At 73.8% G+C, this 23,118-nt stretch carries 18 protein-coding genes and 1 pseudogene; 4 read left to right on the plus strand and 15 right to left on the minus strand.

Going from position 1 to position 23,118, the window contains the following annotated elements; genetic code table 11:
* Window positions 1-12 precede the first annotated feature (12 nt).
* A complete protein-coding gene (locus HNR61_RS16930) occupies window positions 13-948 on the minus strand; it encodes a LysR family transcriptional regulator (protein ID WP_182844124.1) in 936 nt (311 codons plus the stop codon).
* A gap of 121 nt (window positions 949-1,069) precedes the next feature.
* On the opposite strand from HNR61_RS16930, the gene dnaE reads away from it, so the two are divergent.
* A complete protein-coding gene (gene dnaE / locus HNR61_RS16935) occupies window positions 1,070-4,612 on the plus strand; it encodes a DNA polymerase III subunit alpha (protein WP_182844125.1) in 3,543 nt (1,180 codons plus the stop codon).
* Here the strand turns inward: dnaE and HNR61_RS16940 are convergent.
* The 3 genes from HNR61_RS16940 to HNR61_RS16950 form a co-directional block, all read right to left on the minus strand.
* Window positions 4,561-5,874, minus strand: coding sequence for a cation:proton antiporter (locus HNR61_RS16940; protein WP_182844126.1), 1,314 nt, complete (start codon window positions 5,872-5,874; stop codon window positions 4,561-4,563). The genes dnaE and HNR61_RS16940 overlap by 52 nt on opposite strands.
* Before the next feature lie 4 nt (window positions 5,875-5,878).
* The gene (locus HNR61_RS16945) at window positions 5,879-6,364 is read right to left on the minus strand and encodes a cation:proton antiporter regulatory subunit (RefSeq protein WP_067814307.1); all 486 of its coding nucleotides are present in this window, start codon (window positions 6,362-6,364) and stop codon (window positions 5,879-5,881) included.
* A gap of 110 nt (window positions 6,365-6,474) precedes the next feature.
* Window positions 6,475-7,608, minus strand: coding sequence for an FAD-dependent oxidoreductase (locus HNR61_RS16950; protein WP_182844127.1), 1,134 nt, complete (start codon window positions 7,606-7,608; stop codon window positions 6,475-6,477).
* 439 nt (window positions 7,609-8,047) lie between these two features.
* Between HNR61_RS16950 and HNR61_RS47795 the strand changes: the two are divergent.
* Window positions 8,048-8,533 (plus strand): annotated as a pseudogene (locus tag HNR61_RS47795) (SGNH/GDSL hydrolase family protein); the annotation flags it as partial.
* Between the two features lie 222 nt (window positions 8,534-8,755).
* Here the strand turns inward: HNR61_RS47795 and HNR61_RS49200 are convergent.
* The 3 genes from HNR61_RS49200 to HNR61_RS16965 are packed head-to-tail and all read right to left on the minus strand — an operon-like array spanning window position 8,756 to window position 12,167.
* Window positions 8,756-11,191, minus strand: coding sequence for a CHAT domain-containing protein (locus HNR61_RS49200; protein ID WP_281400469.1), 2,436 nt, complete (start codon window positions 11,189-11,191; stop codon window positions 8,756-8,758).
* The gene (locus HNR61_RS16960; protein WP_182844128.1) at window positions 11,188-11,631 is read right to left on the minus strand and encodes a hypothetical protein; all 444 of its coding nucleotides are present in this window, start codon (window positions 11,629-11,631) and stop codon (window positions 11,188-11,190) included. The genes HNR61_RS49200 and HNR61_RS16960 overlap by 4 nt, the downstream gene beginning before the upstream one ends.
* Window positions 11,628-12,167, minus strand: a complete 540-nt coding sequence (locus HNR61_RS16965) for an RNA polymerase sigma factor (RefSeq protein ID WP_312897933.1) — start codon at window positions 12,165-12,167, stop codon at window positions 11,628-11,630. Before HNR61_RS16965 ends, HNR61_RS16960 begins: the two co-directional genes overlap by 4 nt.
* Before the next feature lie 170 nt (window positions 12,168-12,337).
* Here HNR61_RS16965 and lnt point away from each other — a divergent pair, with 170 nt between their 5' ends.
* Both lnt and HNR61_RS16975 read left to right on the plus strand, forming a co-directional pair.
* Window positions 12,338-13,858, plus strand: a complete 1,521-nt coding sequence (lnt, locus tag HNR61_RS16970) for an apolipoprotein N-acyltransferase (protein ID WP_182844129.1) — start codon at window positions 12,338-12,340, stop codon at window positions 13,856-13,858.
* A 75-nt stretch (window positions 13,859-13,933) separates the two neighbouring features.
* Window positions 13,934-14,428, plus strand: coding sequence for a DUF3145 domain-containing protein (locus tag HNR61_RS16975; RefSeq protein WP_067814295.1), 495 nt, complete (start codon window positions 13,934-13,936; stop codon window positions 14,426-14,428).
* Between the two features lie 288 nt (window positions 14,429-14,716).
* Here the strand turns inward: HNR61_RS16975 and HNR61_RS16980 are convergent, their stop codons facing one another.
* The 8 genes from HNR61_RS16980 to HNR61_RS17015 form a co-directional block, all read right to left on the minus strand.
* Window positions 14,717-16,021, minus strand: coding sequence for a beta-ketoacyl-[acyl-carrier-protein] synthase family protein (locus HNR61_RS16980; RefSeq protein WP_182844130.1), 1,305 nt, complete (start codon window positions 16,019-16,021; stop codon window positions 14,717-14,719).
* A gap of 79 nt (window positions 16,022-16,100) precedes the next feature.
* The gene (locus tag HNR61_RS16985) at window positions 16,101-16,352 is read right to left on the minus strand and encodes an acyl carrier protein (RefSeq protein WP_182844131.1); all 252 of its coding nucleotides are present in this window, start codon (window positions 16,350-16,352) and stop codon (window positions 16,101-16,103) included.
* Between the two features lie 54 nt (window positions 16,353-16,406).
* Window positions 16,407-17,381 carry a beta-ketoacyl-ACP synthase III gene (locus tag HNR61_RS16990; protein ID WP_182844132.1) on the minus strand — a complete coding sequence of 325 codons (975 nt, stop codon included), beginning with the start codon at window positions 17,379-17,381 and terminating at the stop codon, window positions 16,407-16,409.
* On the minus strand, window positions 17,378-18,292 hold the full coding sequence (locus tag HNR61_RS16995; protein WP_182844133.1) for an ACP S-malonyltransferase: 915 nt from the start codon (window positions 18,290-18,292) through the stop codon (window positions 17,378-17,380). Before HNR61_RS16995 ends, HNR61_RS16990 begins: the two co-directional genes overlap by 4 nt.
* 136 nt (window positions 18,293-18,428) lie before the next feature.
* The gene (locus HNR61_RS17000; RefSeq protein ID WP_067814287.1) at window positions 18,429-19,610 is read right to left on the minus strand and encodes a PucR family transcriptional regulator; all 1,182 of its coding nucleotides are present in this window, start codon (window positions 19,608-19,610) and stop codon (window positions 18,429-18,431) included.
* 83 nt (window positions 19,611-19,693) lie between these two features.
* On the minus strand, window positions 19,694-20,725 hold the full coding sequence (locus HNR61_RS17005) for an alpha/beta hydrolase (protein WP_182844134.1): 1,032 nt from the start codon (window positions 20,723-20,725) through the stop codon (window positions 19,694-19,696).
* A gap of 60 nt (window positions 20,726-20,785) precedes the next feature.
* Window positions 20,786-22,054, minus strand: coding sequence for an acyltransferase family protein (locus tag HNR61_RS17010; protein WP_312897934.1), 1,269 nt, complete (start codon window positions 22,052-22,054; stop codon window positions 20,786-20,788).
* Window positions 22,047-22,979 (minus strand): alpha/beta hydrolase, encoded by a 933-nt coding sequence (locus HNR61_RS17015; RefSeq protein ID WP_182844135.1) that lies wholly within the window; start codon window positions 22,977-22,979, stop codon window positions 22,047-22,049. The genes HNR61_RS17010 and HNR61_RS17015 overlap by 8 nt, the downstream gene beginning before the upstream one ends.
* Between the last annotated feature and the right edge of the window lie 139 nt (window positions 22,980-23,118).

Consider the following 23,118-nt stretch of genomic DNA (forward strand, 5'->3'; position numbering starts at 1 on the left):
TCCGAGGCCGGGTCAGGGCGGGAACGCGGCGCGGTCGGGCTCCGGGAGCCACTGGCGTTCGGGGTCGAACGGCCGGTAGCCGTCCCGGAGGTGGGCGACCAGCAGCGGCAGCGCCGGGTGCCGGTTCTGCCGGTGCCACATCAGCAGCCAGGGGTAGGCCGGGGTCGGGTCGACGATCGGGACGTGCACGACGTCCGGGTGCCAGGGCAGGAGGATCTTCGACCCGACGAAGCTGTACAGGTCGTCGGACCCGCCGATGCGCTCCACGAAGTACTCCATCCCGAAGTCGGGGCCGGAGGTGTCGATGCCGACGCCGAACTCCGCGTTGAGGTACCGGTAGTACTCCGCCCACTCGGTGTCGTGGGCGTTGCCGGGCATCCACGCGGTGGTGCCCGCCAGCTCCGCCATCGGGACCCGCTCGCGCCCGGCGAGCGGGTGGCGGCGGCCGACCAGCAGCTCCAGCGGCTCCACGTAGGCGGGGGCGCGGGCGATCTCGGAGTCGAGGTCGGCGGTGGCGCGGCCGAGGAACGCGTCGATCGTCCCGGCCAGCAGCGCGGGGGCGGCGTCGGTCAGCCCGTCGGAGGTCACGACGTCGATCCCCACGTCCGGATGGGCCTCGTGGAACCTCCGCACCATCTCGATCGACACCAGCCGGGTGCGCAGCACGTCCACCCGCAGCGAGCGCAGGCGGCTGCGCACCAGCTCCACCGCCTGGTCGGCGAGGCCGAGCAGGGCGCGGGCGGGCACCAGGAACGCGCTGCCGTCCGCCGTCGGCTCGGCCCCGGCGCGGGTCCGGAACAGCAGCGTCGCGCCGAGGTCGGCCTCCAGCCGCGCGACCCGCTTGGAGACCGCCTGCTGGCTGAGGCCGAGCAGGTCGGCGGCGTGGCTGAACGACCGTTCGTCGGCCACGGTCACGAAGGCGCGCACCGCGCCCAGATCCAGGTCCACTCAGCTCCTCTTACAACGAACGGTTGTCGGTTCCCGGAGTGTCGAATGTTGGACTCCCCGGTCACCCTGCGGATGGGATGCGTTTCCGAGCAGAAACCTACAACCATGGGGAGTGGGCCGGGTGGACTCCTTCGCGCACCTGCACGTTCATACCGAGTACTCGATGCTCGACGGCGCGGCCAAGGTCGGCGCGCTCGTGGCCGAGGCCGCGCGGCAGGGCATGCCCGCCGTCGCGATGACCGACCACGGCAACATGCACGGGGCCTACGAGTTCCACCAGGAGGCGCGCGGGGCGGGCGTCAAACCGGTCCTGGGCATCGAGGCGTACGTGGCCCCGGCGTCGCGGCGGCACCGCGAGGCGGTGTTCTGGAGCGAGGACCCGGCACTGCGGAGGACCGACGAGAGCACCGGCGCGGGCGGCGACGTCTCCGGACGCGGCCTCTACACGCACCTGACGATGTGGGCGGCCGACGCCGAGGGCCTGCGGAACCTGTTCCGCCTCCAGTCCCGGGCCTGGCTGGAGGGGCGCGCCCAGAAGTACCCGCGCATGGACGACGAGCTGCTGGCCGAGCACGCGCGCGGGGTCATCGCCACGACCGGCTGCCCGTCCGGGGAGGTCCAGACGCGGCTGCGGCTGGGGCAGTACCCGGCGGCCGTCGCGGCGGCCGCCCGCCACCGCGACCTGTTCGGCGCGGAGAACTACTTCGTCGAGCTGATGGACCACGGCCTGCCGATCGAACGCCGCGTCCGCGAGGACCTGCTGCGCATCGCCAAGGAGCTGGGCCTGCGGCCGCTGGTCACCAACGACTCCCACTACGTGACCGAGGACCAGGCGCGGGCGCACGACGCGCTGCTGTGCATCGGGACGGGCAAGCGGCTGGCCGACACCGACCGGTTCCGGTTCTCCGGCAGCGGCTACCACCTCAAGCCCGCCGCGGAGATGCGGGCGGCGTGGGACGCGGAGGTACCCGGCGCCTGCGACAGCACGCTGCTGGTCGCCGAGCGGGTCGGCGACTACGCCGAGGTGTTCGCCCACCGGGACCTGATGCCGCGCTTCCCCGTCCCGGAGGGGGAGACCGAGGCGTCGTGGCTGCGCGCCGAGACGCTGCGGGGCGCGCGCCGCCGCTACGGCGACGACCCGCCGCGCGAGGTGCTGGACCGCATCGACCACGAGCTGTCGGTGATCGAGGACATGGGGTTCCCCGGCTACTTCCTGGTCGTCGCCGACATCTGCCGCCACGCCCGCGCCCAGGGGATCGGGCTCGGGCCGGGCCGCGGGTCGGCGACCGGCTCGATGGTCGCCTACTGCACCGGGATCACCGAGCTGGACCCGCTCGAACACAAGCTGATCTTCGAGCGGTTCCTCAACCCCGAGCGCGTCACCATGCCCGACATCGACCTGGACTTCGACGACCGCCGCCGCGACGAGGTGATCGACTACGTGGCCCGCCGGTACGGCGACGACCGGGTCTGCCAGATCGTCACGTTCAACACCATCAAGGCGAAGGCCGCCGTGAAGGACGCCTGCCGGGTGCTGGGGCTGCCGTACGCGCTGGGCGACCGGATCACCAAGGCGTTCCCCGCCGCCGTGGGAGGCAGGGAGATCCCGCTGTCGGCCGTGCACGACCAGGCCCATCCGCGCCACGGCGAGGCCGCCGAGCTGCGGCGGATGTACGAGACCGACCCCGACGTGCGGCGCGTCCTCGACACCGCCCGCGGCGTGGAGGGGCTGACGCGGGGCACCGGCGTGCACGCGGCCGGGGTGATCCTGTCGTCGGAGCCGCTGCTCGACGTGCTGCCGCTGGTGCGGCCCAAGGCCGACGGCCCGGTGGTCACCGGGTTCCCGTTCACGCAGGCCGAGGACATGGGCCTGCTGAAGATGGACTTCCTCGGCCTGCGCAACCTCACCGTCATCAACGACGCCATCGCGAACGTCCGGGCCAACAAGGGCGTGGACATCGACATCCTGAACGTCCCGCTGGACGATCCGGCCACCTACGCGCTGCTGGCGCGCGGCGACACGCTCGGCGTCTTCCAGCTCGACGGCAACGGGATGCGGTCGCTGCTGAAGATGATGCGGCCGACGGAGTTCACCGACATCGCCGCCGTGTCCGCGCTGTACCGGCCCGGACCGATGGAGATGAACGCCCACGTCAACTACGCGCTGCGCAAGACCGGGCGGCAGAAGGTCGAGCCGATCCACCCCGAGCTGGCCGAGGCGCTGGAACCGATCCTCGGCGACACCTACCACCTGGTCGTCTTCCAGGAGCAGGTGATGGCGATCGCCCAGCGGCTCGCCGGGTACTCGCTGGGGGCGGCCGACATGCTGCGGCGGGCCATGGGCAAGAAGAAGAAGGACGTGCTCGACGCCGAGTGGGACCGCTTCTCCGCCGGGATGCGGGAACGCGGGTTCTCCGGGGAGGCGACGCGGGCCGTGTGGGACGTGCTGGTGCCGTTCAGCGGCTACGGCTTCAACAAGTCGCACACCGCCGGGTACGGGCTGGTGTCGTACTGGACCGCCTACCTGAAGGCCAACCACCCGGCCGAGTACCTGGCGGCGCTGCTGACCTCGGTGGGGGACGACAAGGACAGGATGGCCGTCTACCTGTCGGACTGCCGCCACCTCGGCGTCCGGGTGCTGCCGCCGGACGTCAACGAGAGCGTGGCGGGGTTCGCGGCGGTCGGCGAGGACATCCGGTTCGGGCTGGGGGCGGTCCGCAACGTGGGCGCGGGCGTCGTCGAGGCGATCGTCGCGACGCGGGAGCGGACGGGGCCGTTCACCGACCTCGCGGGCTTCCTGGCCGGGGTCCCGGCGGTCGTGTGCAACAAGCGGGTGATCGAGTCGCTGGCGAAGGCGGGCGCGTTCGACGGGCTGGGGCATCCCCGCCGCGCGATCGTGGAGGTCCACGAGCAGGCGGTGGACGCGGCCGTGGACGTCAAGCGGCACGAGGCGCACGGGCAGGACGCGCTGTTCGGGGCGTCGGCCGAACCCGGCGGGGGCCTGACGGTGACCGTGTCCGACGCCGAGTGGGACCGGGCCACGCTGCTCGCCCACGAACGCGACATGCTCGGCCTCTACGTCTCCAGCCATCCGCTGGACGGCGCCGAGGGGCTGCTGCGGGCCCACCGGGACCTGCCGATCGCCGCCCTGCCGGCCTCCGGGCGCGCCGACGGGCACGTGCGCGTGAGCGGGATCATCGCCGGGCTCCAGCGCAAGGTGACCAAGCGCGGCGAGCCGTGGGCGATCGTCACCCTGGAGGACCACGACGCGTCACTGGAATGCCTGGTCTTCCCCAAGAGCCACCTGCTGTACGGCGAACTGCTCGCCGAGGACCGGGTGGTCTCGCTCCGGGGGCGCCTGAACCTGCGCGACGAGACGCTCGGCCTGCACGTGGAGGAGGTCGGCGTCCTGGACGTCACCGTCCGGGAGAGCCCGGTGGTGCTGTCGGTGGCGGAGGCCCGGGTGACGGTGAACCTGGTCCGCGAACTGCGGAACGTGCTCACCGCGCACCCGGGCGGCACCCCCGTCCACCTGCGCATGCGGCGCCCGCCGGGCGGCCGGGACGTGCTGTTCGACCTGCCGGGCTTCCGGGTGGAGCCCGGCCCGGCGTTCTACGGCGACGTCAAGTCGCTGCTCGGGGCGAACTCGGTCGAGTCGCCCTGAGGGGCGTCGTCGGTCTGGGGTTCGGGCGCCGCCCTGCGGGCGGCGCGCCGGTCGCGGCCCTCGCGCAGCACCCGGGTCAGCGGTTCGGCGGCGCGGGCCAGCAGCGGACCGGCGATCGCGAGGATCAGCACGTACGCGGCGGCCAGCGGCCCCAGCTTCGGGTTGATCCCGGCGGAGACGGCCAGCCCGGCGATGACGATGTTGAACTCGCCGCGCGGGACCAGCGCCGTCCCGGCGCGGGCCCGGCCGGTGGCCGACACGCCCGCGCGCCGGGCCGCGTACCAGCCGGTGGCGAACTTGCTCGCGACGCCGACCACCGCCAGCAGCGCCGCGACGCCCAGCACCGGCGGCAGCGCCGAGGGATCGGTGTTCAGGCCGAAGAACACGAAGAACACGGCCGCGAACAGGTCCCGCAGCGGCGACAGCAGCTCGCGCGCGGTGTGCGCCAGCGGCCCCGACAGCGCGATGCCGACCAGGAACGCGCCGACCGCCGCCGACACCTGCAACTGCTGCGCCACCCCGGCCACCAGCAGCGTGAACCCGAGGACCTTCAGCAGCAGCACCTCGTCGGTGGGGCTGGCGATGAACCGTTCGACCCACTGCCCGTGCCGCAGCGCCACCAGCAGGATCACGGTGATCGTCGCGGCGGCGATGGCCAGCGTGGTCGCCCCGGCCGCCAGCCCGGCCCCGGCCAGCACCGCCGTGAGGATCGGCAGGTAGGCGGCCATCGTCAGGTCCTCGAACACCAGGATCGACAGCACCGCCGGGGCCTCCCGGTTGCCCAGCCAGCCCAGGTCGCCCATCACCTTGGCGGTGATGCCGGAGGAGGTCACGTAGGTGATGCCGCCGAGCGCGACCGCCGCGACCGGCCCCCAGCCGAGCAGCAGCGCCGCGACCACGCCGGGGGCGGCGTTCACCACCAGGTCCACCAGGCCCGGGACGGCGGAGGTGCGCAACGTTCCCACCAGTTCCCCGGCGGTGTACTCCAGGCCGAGGGTGAACAGCAGCAGGATCACCCCGACCTCGGCGCCGATCGCGACGAAGTTCTCGCTGGCGCCCAGCGGCAGCAGCCCGCCGTCCCCGAACGCCAGCCCCGCCACCAGGTACAGCGGGATCGCCGACACCGAGAAGCGCACCGCCACGGCGCCCAGCAGACCCAGCGCGAGGATGATCGCGCCCAGTTCGATCAGCTGGACCGCCGCCTCCTGCGAACCGCCCGCCAGCACCGGCCCGGACGCGTGCCATGAGGAGGTCAGTGACATGCGCTCACTCGCCGGCGGTGAGGATGCGGGCGACGGCGGCGGCCCCCTCGGCGGTCCCGACGGCCACCACCACGTCGTCCCCCTGGAACACGAAGTCCGGGCGCGGGCTGGCGATCACCTGCCCGTTGCGCACCACCGCCACGATCGACGCGCCGGTCCGCGTCCGCGCCCGCGTGTCGCCGAGCGACCGTCCCGCGTAGGGCGACGCGGCCGAGATCGGGATCTGCTCGGTGACCAGCCCCTCGACCTGCCGGTTCAGCTCCGCCAGACGCTCCACGACCCGGCCGGTGCCCAGCAGCTCGGCCAGGGCGTTGGCCTCCTCCCCGGTGAGCTGCACCGACACGACGCAGGTGTCGGGATCGTGCTTGTCGTACACGACGAGGTCCCGCCGTCCGGTGCGGTGCGACACGACCCCGAGTTGGCGTCCCCGCTCGGTGGTGACCACGTGCCGCAACCCGATCCCCGGCAACGACGTCCGCTCGACGTCCATGACAAGCCTCCGTTTCCCTATACAGGACAGCCCGAAATGCAGCCCTATGCTCTCAGAGGTTGTCTCCGATCCCGACATGCCCATGGGAGGGGCCCAGCGCGGTGGGCAGGTCAGGAGCCGGTGAGGTCGTCGGGGAAGGACGCCTCGGTGGAGTCGGTGTCGGGCACGAGGACGGCGAGTATGTCCGCCGCGGCCTTCGCCTGGTCGGCGGAGCGCGGCAGCATGACGCTCTCGTAGGCGTTGAGCGCCGCGTCGATGGTGGGGTGCGCGATGACGGCCTGGGCGAGTTCGGCTCCGTCGAGCATGGCCAGGTTGGCGCCGACACCGACGGGTGGCATGAGGTGCGCGGCGTCGCCTAGCAGGGTGATGCCGGGGACGCGCTCCCAGGTGTGGGGGACGGGGAGGACGTACAGCGGTCGGCTGACGAACGGTCCCTCGTTGAGGCGCAGGAGGGCGAGCAGGCTGTCATCGAAACCTTCGTAGACATCGAGCAGGCGGGCGCGAACGGCGTCGCTGTCACCGAGGTCGAGGTCGGCGTTCCAGCCGAGCGGGCTGCGGAAGGCCGCGTAGACGCGGATGCCACCATCGCCGTCGCGCTGGGCGATCAGGGATCTGCGGCCCGCGTTGGCGAACAGGGAACCGTTTCCGACGAGGTCGGCGATGGCGGGGTGGCGCTCGTCGGCGTCGGCGAAGTGGATTTCGACGAAATCGATGTCGCCGTAGGCGGGCCGGGCGCCGGAAACGGCGGGACGGATCCGGGACCATGCGCCGTCCGCGCCGACGACCAGATCGAAATCCTCGACCGTTCCGTCGGCGAGTTCGAGGCGGGCCCTTCCGTCCGGGAGAGGAGCGGCGGCCCGTGCCGCCCGGCCCCAGCGAACGGTGCCGGGGGTCAGGGAATCCAGCAGGAGGGCGCGCAGCCGACCTCGGTCGATCTCGGGGGCGGCGACGTCGTCGGGCCGGGGGAGGTGATGGTGGAGCAGCGTGGCGTGGCGGTCCATCAGGCGCATTTCCTGGCCTTCGGGGCGCGCGAGGGCGAGGAACTCCTCGAAGAGGCCGGCGGCTCGCAGAGCGACCTGGCCGGTGTCGGCACGGATGTCGAGGGAGCCGCCCTGGGATCGGGCGGCGAGATCGGCCTCGCGTTCGAAAACGGTGACGGGTACGCGGTGGTTCTGCAGGACGCGAGCGCAGACGAGACCACCGGGGCCTGCTCCGACGATGGCGATGCGGGGGGCGCTGGACATGGGGGAGTCCTTTCGAGAACGAAGATTCGGTTGCTGCCGGAAAGGGGACGACGCCCGAGCGGTCGCCCCCGTGGGTATCGGCAGTGCGCGGCCCCGTTCGTTGATTCCTCGTCCGAGACGGGAGAAGCGTCTTGGGGCCAGCGCGCCGATCATGTCTATCGCATGGTCCGTCAGCGCGTAATCGATTTTTTTCGGGCCGTGGAGCGGGGCGTTCGTCTGAACCTCGATGTCCGTGAGGCCGGGACCGGTTCCTGATCGGGACGCTCCGGCCTGTTCCCGCGCCTCGCCATCCAACGCCATGACCTGCAGGTTGTCCCGCCAGAGGAGCCCTTCGCGAACGCCTCCGGACGCGAGGCGGCACCGCCTCGGTCGGCGGCCTCCTGGGCGGTGGTTCGGCTGCCTAAAATATTTAGGTAAACTCTTAATAGTTGTAGGCCAAGGGGAGGCTGTTATGGTTCGAGCGGGGCTGCCCGCGGGTGACAAGGGCGTCGAGATCTGGCTTCCGCACACGGAGACCAGCGAGCTGATCGCCCTGCGCGCCGACGCTCCCATCGAGCGGGCGCCGGACGTCGGGCGCCGGGTGTGGCTGCACCACGGCAGTTCCCTCAGCCACGGCTCGAACGCCCCCACCCGACCGCCACCCGACCGCCACCTGGCCGGTCCTCGCCGCGGTCCGGGCCGGGGTGGAACTGATCAATCCGGGGTTCAGCGGCGGCGCGCTGCTGGATCCGTTCTCCGCCCGTGCGATGCGGGACACCCCTGCGGTCCACGGCTTCCTCGACACCATCCGTGAGGGGCGTCCGACCACGCCGCTGCTGGTGGTGTCCCCACCCCGTGTCCGGCCCAGGAGGACACCTCCGGCCCTCTCGTGCCCGACCTCGGCGGCTGTCGATCCTCTGGCGGAGGGGAGCCTGACCGGCGGGCGACGGTGTGGTTCGAAGTGAGGGCATCCGATGCCAGCGAGGGATCCGTGGGCGAACACGAAGGACCCCGCATGGGAACGGACGTCTCTGATCTGGCCATGCGGAGCGCGTTGCCTCTGGCGGCTGCGATCCTTCGGGCCGCCTATGAGGAGGCGATGCGGTGCGGAGCCTGAGTTGAGCTGCGGCGCGTTGTCGGCAACGCGCCGCAACTCAATCGGGCGGGGTCAGCCTGCGCCGAAGCAGAGGAAGCCCGCCACGCCTGGAGGGCGCGGTGCGGAGGCCAGGGCTTGGGCGGGGGAGCGGCCCTCGGCGAGTGCCCTGTGGAACGTCGCCATCAACGCCGGGGCCTCCTCGTCGCGGATCGGGGTGACGCTGGCGACGACCGTCGCGGTGCCCCGGGCCAGGAGCGCGCCGACCATTCCTATCGCGGCATCGCCCGCTTCGGAGCGGCCGATGTCGCAGGCCGACAGGACGACGGTGCGGGGAAGGCGTTCCACCTCCTCAAGGTCGTGGACGAACAGCGGGCCGTCGGACAGCCGCAGGTGGGAGAAGAGGGCGTTGCCGTCGCGGAACTCGCCGTGCGCGGCCACGTGCGCCAGGGACGCGCCGTTCAGCGCGTCGCGGACGGTTTCGGCGTCGGCGTTCCGGCCCTGGAGGACGCGGGCGTTCGGATAGTGGTGGCGGAGGGCGTCGACCTCTCGTCCGGCATGGGTCAGGTCCGGGCCCGAGGCCAGGAGCACATGGCCGGGTTCCCTCTGACGTCGTACCGCGTGGAACCACGCCGTCGCCGAGGGGGCGACGGTGAACGGGCGGCCCGTCAGCGACGGCAGCGCCGCCCACGGAACGGTGTGCAGGGGACCGGTCGGAACCAGGACCAGTTCGCGGTCGGTCACCTCGGCCTGGAGCGGCTGAAGGATTCGGTCGTTCAGGTCCGTGCAGGTGATGGAGAGTCCCGTTTCCGTTCGGAGGTCCTCTTGCTCTGCGGCTCGTCGGACCGCCGCCCTTGTGAGGCTCGCCGCGCGGGCGATGTCGTTGAACGGGCCCAGGCGATGACGGCGTGGGCGGCCGTCGCGGATCGTCACCGCGTGCAGGTCCGCGCCGACACGGATCAGTTCGACGAGTACGCGTTCACCAAGGGCCGCCGCCACCTCCGGAGTCCCCGCGCGGGTCGACGGCTCCGCACGCGGGGCCGGGCGGCGGTAACGTTCCGTGCGGATCTCTCCTTCCAGGGCGTTCAGGCGCCGGAACAGGTCCGGCGCGGGCTCGCCGTCAGCCGTCGTCGCTGTTCGGGAACGGCTGAGCGCGCGGAGCCGGGCCAGCGCGGCGGCACGGTCGCTGTCCCGTGGCGGGCCGGGTTCGTGGGGGCGGCGGAGCAGGGTGCGGCGGCGTTCCTCCAGCGACAGCAGCTCGCGGGCCGAACGCGCCAGGCTCAGCCCCAGGTCCGCCAGCTCCGTGGCCAGGTCGGCGGCGCGGGCGCGGAGTTCCAGCGCGGCGAAGACCTCCGCGTGGTCCTCCACCACCCGCAGCCCCGACCAGACCGCCGCCACCGCGCCGTTGAGGTCGTCGCGGGAACGGCGCTCCAGCGCCAGCGCGTGCCAGGCCGCCGCCCGCAGCGCCGCCGGGCCCCGGACGCGGAAACGGCTCACCTGCTCCAGCAGGTGGCCGGCCGGACGTCCCAGGTCCAGGGCCGTGCGGGCCGCCATGATGCGCGCCTCCGCCGCCGCCTCCGTCCAGCCGCCCCGTTCTAGGCGGTCGGCCGTCGCGGTCGCCGAGCTCAGGAAGACCGGCGAACGCTCTCCCGCCGTCCAGCGCGCGCGAAGCAGGACGTGCTCGGCCAGCAGCATCCAGCCCGCCCGTTCCTGGGCCGCGAACGTCGCGCGCGCCCGTTCCGCCGTCGCCGCCGCGCGCTCGGGATCGTTGTCGGACAGCTCGGCGTGGGCCAGCAGGAGCAGGCCGTCGGCGAGGTCGCAGTCGTGCCCCTGCTCCGCCGCCTCGTTCAGGGTGGCGGCGAGCAGGGCCCTCGCCTCGTCGACCAGGCCCGCCATCAGCAGCGTCTCGGCGCGTTCCAGGCGGCACTGGGTCAGACGCTCGCCGACCAGCCCCGGCTCGGCCAGCGCGAACAGCTCCAGCGCCTGCGGCAGGTCGCCCCGGCGGGCCACCACGAACGCCAACGCGCCCCGGGCGATCGCCGTCTGGTAGGTCAGGTCGGCCCGCGTCGCCACCTCGACGGCTTCGCGCAGCGCCGGTTCCGCGCCGCACAGCGCCCCCTGCATCGCGCGGGACACGCCCAACGTCGTCAGCAGGCCCGCCAACGACGCCGGGTCATCGCTCCGGCGGATCCGCGACAGCACCCGTTCCGCCGTCTCCCGCGCCTCGCCGAAGCGCCCCGCCCGCGCCAGCGCGCACGCCAGGTTCGCCGTCAGGCGGTCCGCGTCCGCCGACGGCAGCTCCTCCCCGACGCCGGACGCCTCCACCAGCGCCGCCGTCACCTCTCCCCGCGCCGCCAGCAGGCCCACCAGGTGAACGCGGACCCGCGCCACCTCGCGTGGCCCCCGCTCCGCCGCCACCGACAGCGCCGTCCGCAGCAGCCCCAGTCCCTCGGTCAACCGGCCCCGCTCGGCGGCGGCCACTCCTTCGCGTTGCAGCTCGGCGAGGTTCAAAGGCGCACCCAGCTCGTCACGATCGACGCCGTGTCCGGCAGGTCGAACACCAGGCTCACCAGCCCGTCCGGCACCGCCGGGAACGCGAACTGCCCCGCCGGGTCGACGTCGGCCGTCCACTCCGCCGCCCCCCGCCGCAGGTGCCGCAGCCGCGCCCGCGCGGGCGTCGACGGCGTGACCCGGCCGGTGATCTCGTGGCCGTGGTCCAGCCGCGTCACCTCGATCTCGATGACCGCGTCCGTCCCGGTGAACGTCAGCCGCCGCGCCGTGCCCCGCAGCGCCGCCGTGGAGTAGCGCGGCTCCATCGTCAGCTCCGCCAGGACCGCGCCCGGGACGCGGGACGCCAGCGCGGCGCGCGCCGCCGCCGTCACGTGCGGCGGCACCGGGTCCAGGGCGTCGAACGCGGCGCGGACACGGGCCGTCAGGTCGTCGTCGTTCACTGTTCGAGCCTCCGGTTCAGGGCGGCCAGGCAGCGGGCCCGGGTCGGGCCGATGCTGCCGACCGGCATGTCGAGGAGGTCGGCGAGGTCGGCGTAGCTCGGCGCGGTCGCCAGCAGCCGCAGCAGCACCTGGCAGCGGCGCGGCAGCCCCTGGAGCGCGAGCGCGACCCGGTCGAGGCGGTCCCGGGCCAGCACCACCCGCTCGGGCCGCTGGTGCTCGGGGACGGGCGGATCGCCCGGGTCGTCCGGCCGTTCCCGCACGCGGCGGCGGGCCGCGCGCACGCTCTCGCGGCGCGCCGTGGTCGACAGCCATCCGCCGACCGCCGCCGCGTCCTCGACCCGGTCGAGCCGCTCCACCAGCCGAAGCCACGCGGTCTGCACGACGTCACCGGCGTCGGCCTCGTTCAGCCCGTGCGCACGCGCGATCGACCACAGCATGGCGCTGTGCCGCTCCACCAGGCGGTCCCAGGCCGCGCCGTCGCCGTCGCGCGCCCGCGCCACCAGACGGGCGATGTCGTCCTGTCCCTCCAGGGCCACGAAGTCTCCTCCCGGGCCCCCCGCTGAGCAGGACCCTAGACGCTCCGGTCACGGGCCGTCGCGGACGGTTACCGCATCGCGTCCAGGTTGTTCTCAAGAACTGATGGTTAAAGAGGGATGAGACGGGGAAACAGTGGCGACCGGGTCGCGCCCGGTGCGTTACTGGGAGAGTGATCGCGCGTGCTCGGATCGTGGCGGCCGTGGCCGGTGCGCTGCCGCTGCTCGCCTTTCCCGCGCCCGGACTCGGCTGGCTGGCATGGGTGGCGCTGGTGCCGGGAATCCTCGTGATCCGCGCCGCCGCGAGCGTCCGCGAGGCCGCCGCGCGGGGCTGGTGGTTCGGAGCCGGGTACCTGCTCGCCGCCCTGTACTGGACGCTGCCGAACATCGGCCCCGGCCTGCTGCTGGTGGCGCTGGTGTTCGGCGCGCCGTGGGCGGCGTGGGGCGCGGCCGTGCGGTGGCTCGTCCCCGAACGGCCCCTGGCCGCGCTCGCCGTGCTCCCCAGCGTCTGGGTCGTCATCGAACTCCTCCGCTCCTGGCCGCAGCTCGGCGGGCCGTGGGCGCTGCTCGGCGCGAGCCAGTGGGCGTACCCGCCGGTGCTCGGGCTGGCGGCGCTCGGCGGGGTGTGGCTGGTGTCGTTCGCGCTGGTCGTCGTGAACGTCGCCGTGGTGCTGGTCCTGTCCAGCAGACGCCGCTACGCGCTGGCCGCCGCGGTCGTCGCCGCCGGGCCCCTCGTCTCCGCGACGCGGGACGCCGAACCCGAACGCACCCTCCGCGTCGCTCTCATTCAGCCCGGTGTCATCCGCGATCCGGCCGCCCGTCTCGCCGAAGGCGAACGAATCACCGGAAACCTTCCGCCCGCCGATCTCGTCGTCTGGGGTGAGAGCAGCGTCAGCCACGACCTCAGGAGCCGCACCGACGTGACCGCACGACTGACCGCCCTCGCCGCGCGCGGCGAGCTGCTCGTCAACGAGGACGCCCGTGACGCCTCCGGCCGCATCTCCAAGAGCGCCGTGCTGGTCGGACCGGACGGTCCCCGCGCCCGCTACGTCAAGACGCGCCTGGTGCCGTTCGGCGAGTACGTCCCGTTCCGGCCGGCGTTCGGCTGGCTGACCCGCGTCAGCCGGGCGGCGGGAGAGGACCGCGTGCCCGGCACCGGCGCGACCACCCTCACCGCCGCCGGGACCACGGTCGGCCCCCTGATCTGCTTCGAGTCGGCGTTCCCCGACCTCGGCCGCGCGGTGACGCGGCGCGGCGCGCGGCTGCTGGTCTACCAGTCGTCCACCGCGACCTTCCAGGAGAGCTGGGCGCCGCCGCAGCACGCGTCGCTCGCGGCGGTGCGCGCGGCCGAGACCGGGCGGCCCGCCGTGCAGGCCGCGCTCACGGGGGTGTCGGCGGCGTTCGACGCGCGCGGCCGGAGACTGGCGTGGCTGGACACCGGACAGCGCGGCGCCGCCGTGGTGACCGTGCCGCTGCCACCCGACGACCCGACCCCCTACGTGCGGTTCGGGGACTACGTCGCGTACCTGTCCCTGGCCGTCTCCACCGGCGCTGCGCTGGCGGCGGCCCGGAAGTATCCAGAAAGTTCCATGATCTCTGGCACAAAGTGCCAGCGACGAAGGCGGCGGAGTGAGCAAGGGTTCGGCAAACAGCAAACGCGTGGTGGTGCGTCCGGTGTCCATGATGCAGAATGAGGGGCGCGGACGCCGTCTTCGGGACGGACGAGGCCGTAGGGGAAGACGAGCCTCGGTACAGATCCAGGAGGTCCGGTGACCGCACGTGGCGTCTTCTACGTCCACTCCGCGCCACCTGCGCTGAGCCCGCACATCGAATGGGCCGCCGCAGGTGTTCTCGGCGTGCCCGTTTCTCTAGAGTGGGCCGACCAGCCCGCCGCCCCGGGCACGCTGCGCGCCGAACTGCACTGGGAGGGGAAGGCCGGCACCGCCGCGGGCATCACCTCCGCCCTGCGGAACTGGAAGCTGCTGCGCTTCGAGGTCACCGAGGACCCCACGCCGGGCTGTGACGGGATCCGCTACAGCTTCACCCCGACGCTCGGCGTCTTCATGGGCGTGATCGGCGCCAACGGCGACATCATGGTCCCCGAGGACCGGTTGCGCGCCGCGATGGCCAACGCCGCCGTCGGCAAGACCACCCTGGAGATCGAGCTGGACCGCCTGCTCGGCACGCCGTGGGACAACGAACTGGAGCCGTTCCGCCGCGCCGGCGACGGCGCCCCGGTCCGCTGGCTCCACGCTGCTGTTTGATGGCCTTTCGGCCCGAACCCCTCGCCCGGGGGCTCGGGAACCGACCGAAAAGCGGGCGAGCGCTGCATCGCTTCGCGATCTTCCGCGGGGGGCCTCGCCTTCGGCTTTGACCCCCGCCTCAGCCTCCGGACGCGCTCGCGTGCGGGCTGAGGTTCGTCTTAACCGTGGAACCCCCACCGCCTCCAGGCGGTGGGGGTTTCCTCGTACGGACGCTCGAAGGCCCGGCGACCTGTGGTGGTCACCGGGCCTTCGAGCGCGTTCTTATGGCGGGTGTCGCCGTGCTGTGCGTCAGACGGCGCGGCGGAAGGCGACCGAGACGTTGTGGCCGCCGAAGCCGAACGAGTTGTTGAGGGCCGCGAGGGGGCCGTCGGGCAGTCGGCGCGGCTCGCCGCGCACGATGTCCAGGTCGACCTCGTCGTCCAGGTCCTCCAGGTTGGCGGTGGGCGGCACCAAGCCCTCCCGCAGCGTCAGGATCGTGATCACCGACTCCAGCGCGCCCGCGCCGCCCAGCAGGTGGCCGGTCATGGACTTGGTGCCGGTGACGGTGATCTTCTTGGCCTGCTCCTCGCCGAGCGCGGCCTTGATGGAGTTCAGCTCGGCGATGTCCCCGGCCGGGGTGGAGGTGGCGTGCGCGTTGACGTGCACGATGTCCTCCGGCTTCAGGCCGGCGTCGGTGAGCGCGCGGCGCATCGCCTTGGCCTGGCCCGACCCGCTCGGCTCGGGCAGCACGATGTCGTAGGCGTCGCCGGAGTAGCCGCAGCCGGCCGCGATCGCGTGGATGCGCGCGCCGCGGGCGCGGGCGTGCTCCTCCGACTCCAGGATCATGACGGCGGCGCCCTCGCCGAGCACGAAGCCGTCGCGGTTCTTGTCGTAGGGCCGCGAGGCGCGCTCGGGCTCGTCGTTGCGCGTGGACATCGCGCGCATGGAGCCGAACGACGCCATCTGCAGCGGGTGGATGCACGACTCGGTGCCACCGCAGATCACCACGTCGGCCCGGCCGGCGCGGATCATGTCGATGGCGTAGCCGACGGCCTCGGCGCTGGAGGCGCACGCGCTCACCAGGGCGTGCGAACCGGCCATCGCGCCGAACTCGATGCCCACGTGCCCGGAGGCGCCGTTCGGCATCAGCATCGGGACGGTGAAGGGCGAGACGCGCTTCCAGCCCTTGTCGCGCCAGTCGTCGTAGCTGTTGAGGGCGGTGTGCAGACCGCCGATGCCGGAGGAGATGACCACGCCGAGGCGGTCGCCGTCCACGGTGTCGCCCTCGGGCGCGGGCGCCTCCTCCTCGGCGGCCTTCCGGCCCTTCTTGGCGGGCGGCGCGAAACCGGCGTGGGTCCACGCCTCCCGGGCGGCGATCAACGCGATGGCCTGGTTGCGGTCCAGGCGGCGCAGCTGCGCGCGCGGCATGCTCTCGGCGGGGTCCACCGCCAGCTGGGCGGCGAACTTCACCGGGATCTGATCAAGGATGTCCCAGTCCAGCTTGCGCACCCCGGACTTGCCGGCGAGCAGCGCGGACCAGGTCGACGGCACGTCGCCGCCGAGCGGTGTCGTGGCACCGAGGCCGGTCACGACGACGGTGGTCTTGTCGCTCATCTGAGTGCTCCTCGCAAACTGGGGGTGCGGTCGCGGCGCGCCGTCGCCGTGACGACGGCGCGCCGCCCCTGCGGCCGACCTACTTCTGCAGGTTCTGGACGAAGTTGATGACGTCCTTGACCGTCTTCAGGTTGCGCAGCTCGTCGTCGGGGATCTCGACACCGAACCTGTCCTGGGCGGCCACGGCGATCTCTACCATCGACAGCGAGTCGATGTCGAGGTCGTCGATGAAGTTCTTCTCCGGGGTGACCTCGGACTTGTCAATGCCGACGATCTCGTCGATGATCTCGGCCAGGCCGTCGAGGATCTCCTGCTCGGTGGCAACTGCCATGGTGTTTCCGTTCTCCTTCGGTGGGATGGTCCAGAGCTCAGGCACGGTGACGGCCTAGGGGATCTGGATGACTTGGGCAGCGTAGGCCAGTCCGGCTCCGAACCCGACCAGCAGGGCCGGGGCGCCGGACGGGACCTCGCCGCGCTCGATCATGCGGGCGAGCGCCATCGGGATGGACGCGCCCGAGGTGTTGCCCGCGGTGACGATGTCGCGCGCGACCACGGCGTCGGGCGCCTTGATCTTGCGGGCGATCGCGTCGATGATGCGCAGGTTGGCCTGGTGCGGAACGATCGCGGCCAGGTCCCGCGGCGCCACCCCGGCGCGCTCGCACGCCTCCAGGGCGACCGGCGCGATGGCGGTGGTGGCCCAGCGGAACACCGCCTGGCCGTCCTGCAGGATGAACGTCTCGCGACCCTTGATCATGATGCGGTCGCTCTGGTCGCCCGCGCTGCCCCACACCACGGGGCCGACGCCGGGCGCGTCGCTGGCCGCCACGACCGCCGCGCCCGCGCCGTCGGCGAAGATGATGCAGGTCGACCGGTCGCTCCAGTCGAGCCACTGCGACATCTTCTCCGCACCGATGACCAGCACGTTGCGGGCCGCGCCGGTGCGGACCGCCGAGTCGGCGGCCGACAGCGCGTAGCAGAAGCCGGAGCAGGCGGAGTTGAGGTCGTAGGCGCCGGGCGCGTTGAGGCCCAGCCGGTAGGCGACGCTGGCGGCGTGGTTGGGCATCGGCGTCTCCGCCGAGCACGTCGCGACGATCACCAGGTCGATGTCGTCGGGCGTGAGACCGCTTGTGGCCAGCGCCTTCCCGCCCGCCTGGACGGCCATGTCGACGATGGTCTCCTCGGGCGCGGCGATGCGGCGCTCGCGGATGCCGACGCGGGAGCGGATCCACTCGTCGTTGGTGTCCACCATCTCGGCCAGGTCGTCGTTGGTGACGACCCGCGCGGGCTGGTAGTCGCCGAACGCCAGCACCCGGGAGCCGGGCACGGTCGGCGGGACGCGGAACGTGACGGGCCCGGTCATGAGGTGTGCGCCTTGATCAGGTCGCGGGCCTTGTCGAGGTCCTCGGGGCCCTTGAGGGCCAGTGTCTCGACGCCCTTGAGCTCGCGGCGGGCCAGGCCCACCAGCGTGCCCGCCGGGGGCAGCTCGATGATCGCGGTGACGCCGTTCCCGCGCATGGTCTCCATGCACAGGTCCCAGCGCACCGGGGAGCTGACCTGGGACACCAGGCGGCCCACGTACTCGCGGCCGCTGCCGACGGCCGCGCCGTCCCGGTTGGACAGCAGCGTGATCGCCGGGTCGGCGACCGGGGCGCCCGCGACGAGGCGCTCCAGCGTGGCGACGGCGGGCGCCATGTGCTCGGTGTGGAACGCGCCCGCCACCGACAGCGGACGCAGCCGCGCCTTGGCGGGGGGCTCGTCGGCCAGCGCCGCCAGCTGCTCGGTCGTCCCGGCGGCCACGACCTGGCCCGCGCCGTTGACGTTGGCGGGGGTGAGGCCGTGCTTGCCGATCGCGGCGAGGACCTCCTCGGGGTCGCCGCCCAGCACGGCGGTCATGCCGGTCTCGGTGACGGCGGCGGCCTCGGCCATGGCGCGGCCACGCTCGCGGACCAGCACCAGGGCGGCCTCGGGGGAGAGCACCCCGGCGATCGCGGCCGCGGCGAGCTCGCCGACGCTGTGCCCGGCGACCGCGTCGGGGCGGCCCTCGGGGTACAGCGCCTCGAAGGCGGCCAGCGCGGCGGCGACCAGCAGCGGCTGCGCCACGGCGGTGTCGCGGATCTCCTCGGCGTCGGCCTCGGTGCCGTAGCGGACCAGGTCCAGGCCGGTGACGGCGGACCACCAGGCGAGGCGGTCGGCGACGCCGGGTACCTCAAGCCACGGGTTCAGGAATCCGGGGGTTTGGGCGCCCTGGCCGGGCGATGCGAGGAGAATCACGCGACCCAGCCTGCCCGCCCGGGCCCCCCGCTGCCGATGCCGATCGGCACGAACTTTCGCCAGAGGGCTTTGTACGACCCCTACAAGGCGGCCGAAGCCGACATTGTGCTGTGGGTGCACCGGCCGGGCGGGGCCGTCAGTCCCGCGCGCCCCTCGACTCGAACCGTCCGAGGACGAGGGCGATCCGGAGGGTGAACGCGTTGCGACCGTCGGTGGGCGACAGGCCCGTCAGCTCGGAGACGCGCCGCAGCCGGTACCGGACGGTGTTGGGGTGGACGAACAGCAGCCGCGCGGTGGCCTCCAGCGAGGAGCCCTGCTCCAGATAGGTGGCCAGGGTGTCCAGCAGCGGCGCCCCGGCGGCCAGCATCGGTTTGTAGACCTCCTCCACCAGGTAGCGGCGGGCGGCCTCGTCGCCGTCCAGGGCCCGTTCGGGCAGCAGCTCCGCGGCCAGCACCGGGCGCGGGGCGTCCGGCCAGCCCGCCGCGGCGCGCAGCCCGGCGAGGGCGGCGCGGGCCGAGACGGTGGAGTCGTACAGGTCGTCCACGGGCGGGCCGACCACGACGGGGCCGGGCCCGCACTTGGCGGCGATCCGCCGGGCCGCCTCCAGCGGATCCTCCGCCCCACCGACGATCACGACGACGCGGCGGCCCTGCACCCCGGCCAGCACGTCCACGCGGGCGCGGCGGGCGGCCAGCTGCATCTGGTCGATGCTGGCCTCGGGCTCCTCGTCCTCGGCGGCGTACCCGGCGATGACGACGACGGGCTTGGAGGTCCACCCCAGCGCCGCCGCCCAGGAGTGCATGCCGTCGTCGACCTCGCCGTGCAGCACGGCGTTGACGACCAGGGCCTCCAGCCGGGCGTCCCAGGCGGCGCGGGTCTCGGCGGCCTGCGCGTACACCTGCGCGGCCCCGAACGCCACGTCGCGGGTGTAGCGCAGGATCGCCTCGCGCAGCTGGGCGGCGCCGCCGGGGGCGGCCAGCTCGTCCAGCCGGGTCTCCACCACGTCGATGATCACGCGGACCATGTCGATGGTGTGCTTGAGCTTGATCGACCGCATCAGCTCGCGCGGGGCGGTGCCGAACACCTCCGCGGCGATGGCGGGCCTGCTCTGCTCGGCGTTCTTGAACCACTCCACGAACGCGGCGATGCCCGCCTGGGCGACCAGCCCGATCCAGGAGCGCTGCTCCGGCGGCATCCGCCGGAACCAGGGGAGCTGTTCCTCCATGCTGGCCAGGGCCGCCGTGCCGAAGGTGCCCATCGCCTTCTCCAGACGCGCGGTCGTCTGCGCGCGGAGGGTCGCCTCGTTCGCGTTGTCCACGCCACCAGGGTGCCACCCCGCGGACGGTGGACCGTCCCGCCTGCCTGGTGGGAGCCGGTGCGCGGGCCCGCCGGCGGAAGGCGTCAGCGGTCGCGCCGACCGGTACCGGCCACGTCGGCGGAGCGGCCGAGGGCGACGGCGGTGAGGTTGCGCAGGGACGGGGAGCCGGGGGCGAGATAGTCGCTGTGACCGGCGTTCCCGGCGTCGAAGACCCGCGCGCCGAACGGCCGCGACACCGGGTCGGGGCCCAGCCCCAGCCCGAAGATCCGCACGTGCGGGACGCCCTCCATCCAGTCGGCGGCGCCGCGCCCGGCCCACACGCGGGCGGTGCGTCCCAGCTCGGCCGCCGAGGTCGCCGTGGTGCCGGGGCTGCCGAACAGCGCGATGTCGGTGACGGCGCGCCAGGCCGGTCCGTCGGGACCCCGGCCCTTGAGGGCGGCCCGGCCGCACACCACCGAGCCGTAGCTGTGGCACAGCAGCCCGACGGTGGCCGAGGGGTTGACCTTGTGCAGGTCGACCACGAAGCGGCGCAGCGCGGCGGCGCCCCGGTCGGCGCGCTGCTCGGTGAGCACGTCGCTGCTGAAGGTGCGGGGCGAGGCGTACCCGAGCCACGCCACCACCGCCAGGTCCGGGTCGCCGCCGGTCCGGCGGGCCTGCCCGTACACCGCGCGGATGCCGCCGCCGGGCGCGGACCAGGGCTTGCCCGCGTGGCTGTCGTAGGCGTTCAGGGTGGTGTCGGCGCCGGGCACCAGCAGCGCGACCCGGCGGGCGCGCGTCAGGTCGCCGATCACCTCGACCGCCTGGCCCCGGCCGCGCGCGTCGAAGCCCAGGAACCGCCGCCCGGATGTGAGGAACGCGCCCAGCGCGCGGGCCCGCTCGCGGTCGCCGACCCGGTGCGCGATCTCCAGCGCCCGTTCGATCGAGCGCCGCTCGGCGTCGAACCGGACGTCCAGCGTGGACGCCGCCAGCGACGGCGCCGGCAGGGGCGCCGCGTACGGGTCGGCGTGGCCGGTCCCGGCGGTCGTCAGCAGAACGCCGGAGATCGTCGCGGCGCAGGCCAGGGCTCTGCGCAGCCGTCGTCGGGCGCCCTTGGCAGGCGTGCGATGTGGCGGCATGGTCCGTCTTTCTACCGGATGCCGGGCAGTGGTCCGGGCACCGGGAGGTCGGGGGCGTTCTCAGCGGGGGGCTCTCCGGTGAGATGTACGAACGCGGCCCGAAGTTTGGCTCAAGATCGTTCGAGTCAGGCGGGGGAGCAGGCACAGCCCCGCGAGGACAAGGGCGAACGCGGGCAGCCACACCAGCCGGAGAGGAACCCATTCCAGGCCGTCGGGTGAGGTGTGCAGGCCCGCCAGCGGGCCGGTGGCCAGGAACGCCGCCGCTGTGACGAGCATCATGCCGCTCTGGTGCCACAGGAAGATCGTCATGGCGGCGAGGTTGGCCGTCGCGACCGCCGCCCAGGCGCGGGGGCGGCGGGTCCAGCGGGTGAGCGGGCCGCGCAGCAGCAGCGCCGCGCCGGTCTGCGCCAGCCCGAACGCCACCGCCGCCAGCGTCGGCGGGTTCAGGTTGGACACCGGCGCGCCCGGCACACCGACCATCGCGGCCGGGTAGCCCGCCCCGAGGACGAGCGCGGCGGCGGCGACGGTCCCGCCCGCCAGCAGGCCCGCCGCGGCGCGGCGGCCGCGGAACGCCCCGTCCGCCCACGCGACGCCCAGGGAGAACGGCACCAGCCAGCCGGTCAGCACGGTCGGCCAGCCGATCCACTCCGGCCCGCCCAGCCCGAACCGGGCCAGGTCGAGCGCGGCGGTCGCCGCGACGGCCGCCACCGGCAGCCAGACGCCGACCCGGCGCCACGCCGCCGCGACCAGCGGGGTGGCCGCGACCAGCACGGCGTAGACGACCAGGAACCACAGCGGGCTCAGCACCAGCTTGACCATGCGCCGGAGCGTGTCGCCGTCCAGCCCCGCCCACGCCAGCGCGGCGGTGAGCGGGACCCAGGCCAGCAGCAGGAACGGCACCGGCCGCGCCAGCCGGGCCAGCCGGCGCCCGGCCCGGCGCCGCCAGGAGTCGCCCGGCCGCAGCCCCCTGGCCGCGCCGTACCCGCCGACCAGGAAGAAGACCGCGAGGGTCTGGAACAGCCACGACACCGGGGTCAGCTCCGGCATCGTCCGCAGCGGGCTGGCCACGCGCATCCCGTCCGGGCCGGTGGCGGTGAACGCGGTCACCAGCCAGTGCCCCAGCACGACGCCGAGGATCGCGAGGGCGCGCAGGGCGTCCACGGCCCGGTCCCGGTGGGCGGGGGTGGCGGCCTCGACCCGCGCCGCGAACCGGGTGAACGCGCCGGGGCGCGCGGGCCGGTCGAGGGCGCGCTGGTAGCGGGCGGCGTGCCAGGCGGGCAGCGTCCCGTACCCGGACGTCCCGTACCCGGGCGTCCCGTGCTCAGCCACGGCGCACCTCCGCGTCCCGCCCGAGGGCGATCAGGGTGAGGTTGCGCAGGGCGGTCGAGCCGGCCCGGAGGTAGCCGCTGTGCGGACCCGTCCCGGCGTCGAACCGGACCGCCCCGAACGCCGGGGACACCGGATCGCGCCCGAAGCCGATCCCGAGGGCGCGGACCTTGGGCACGTAGGTCATCCAGTCGCCCTCCGACCGTCCCGCCCACACCCGCGCCGCCGTCCGCAGGCCGGCGGCCGATCCGGCGGTGGTGCCGGGGCTGCCGAACAGCGCGATCTCGTCCACCGGCAGGTCCGGCGCGGCCCGGCCGCACACCACCGAGCCGTAGCTGTGGCACAGCAGGCCGACCTTCGCGCGGGCGTTGACGGCGTGGATCCCGGCGACCAGGCGGCGCAGCTCGCGGGCCCCGTCGTCGGCGCGGCCGGCGGTCAGCACGACCGGGCCGCGCGTCGAGGGCGACGCGTAGCCCAGCCAGGCGACCACCGCCAGGCGGACGCCGGGCGCGGCGCGGCGGGCCTGGTCGGCCAGGGCCCGCGCGCCGCCGCCCGCCCACTTGGGCGAGTCGAAGTTGACCAGGTTCCCGTCGGCGCCGGGCACCACGACCGCGACCCGGTCGGCGCGCTCCAGGTCGCCGAGGACCTCCACGACGCGGCCGTCGCCGCGCGCGTCGAACGACAGGAACCGCCGCCCCGGCCTCAGGAAGCCCGCCAGGGCGCGGGCGCGGCCGGCGTCGCGGACGCGTTCGGCGGTGGCGTGGGCGCGGCCGATCTCCCGGTGGGCCGCCGCGTACCGGGCCGGCAGCGTCGCCGGGGCCATCTCCGGCAGCGCGCCGGGGGCGGCGTAGGGCTCGCCCCCCGCGTGCGCCGAGGCGAACGGGGCCGTGATCGCCAGGGTCGCCGCGGCGGCCGCGTATCTGCGCATCGGGGGGAGTCCTTCCTGGTCAGTGGCTTTCGCCGACACCAGGACGCTAGGAATCCCGACCCGTAACGCGGATCAACCGACGGTGCTCACCCGCGGCGTGGCACCAGGGTGTGACGCGGACCAATCCGCGTTTCGAAAT

The organism is Actinomadura kijaniata (genome assembly GCF_014138665.1).
GTDB classification, from domain to species: domain Bacteria; phylum Actinomycetota; class Actinomycetes; order Streptosporangiales; family Streptosporangiaceae; genus Spirillospora; species Spirillospora kijaniata.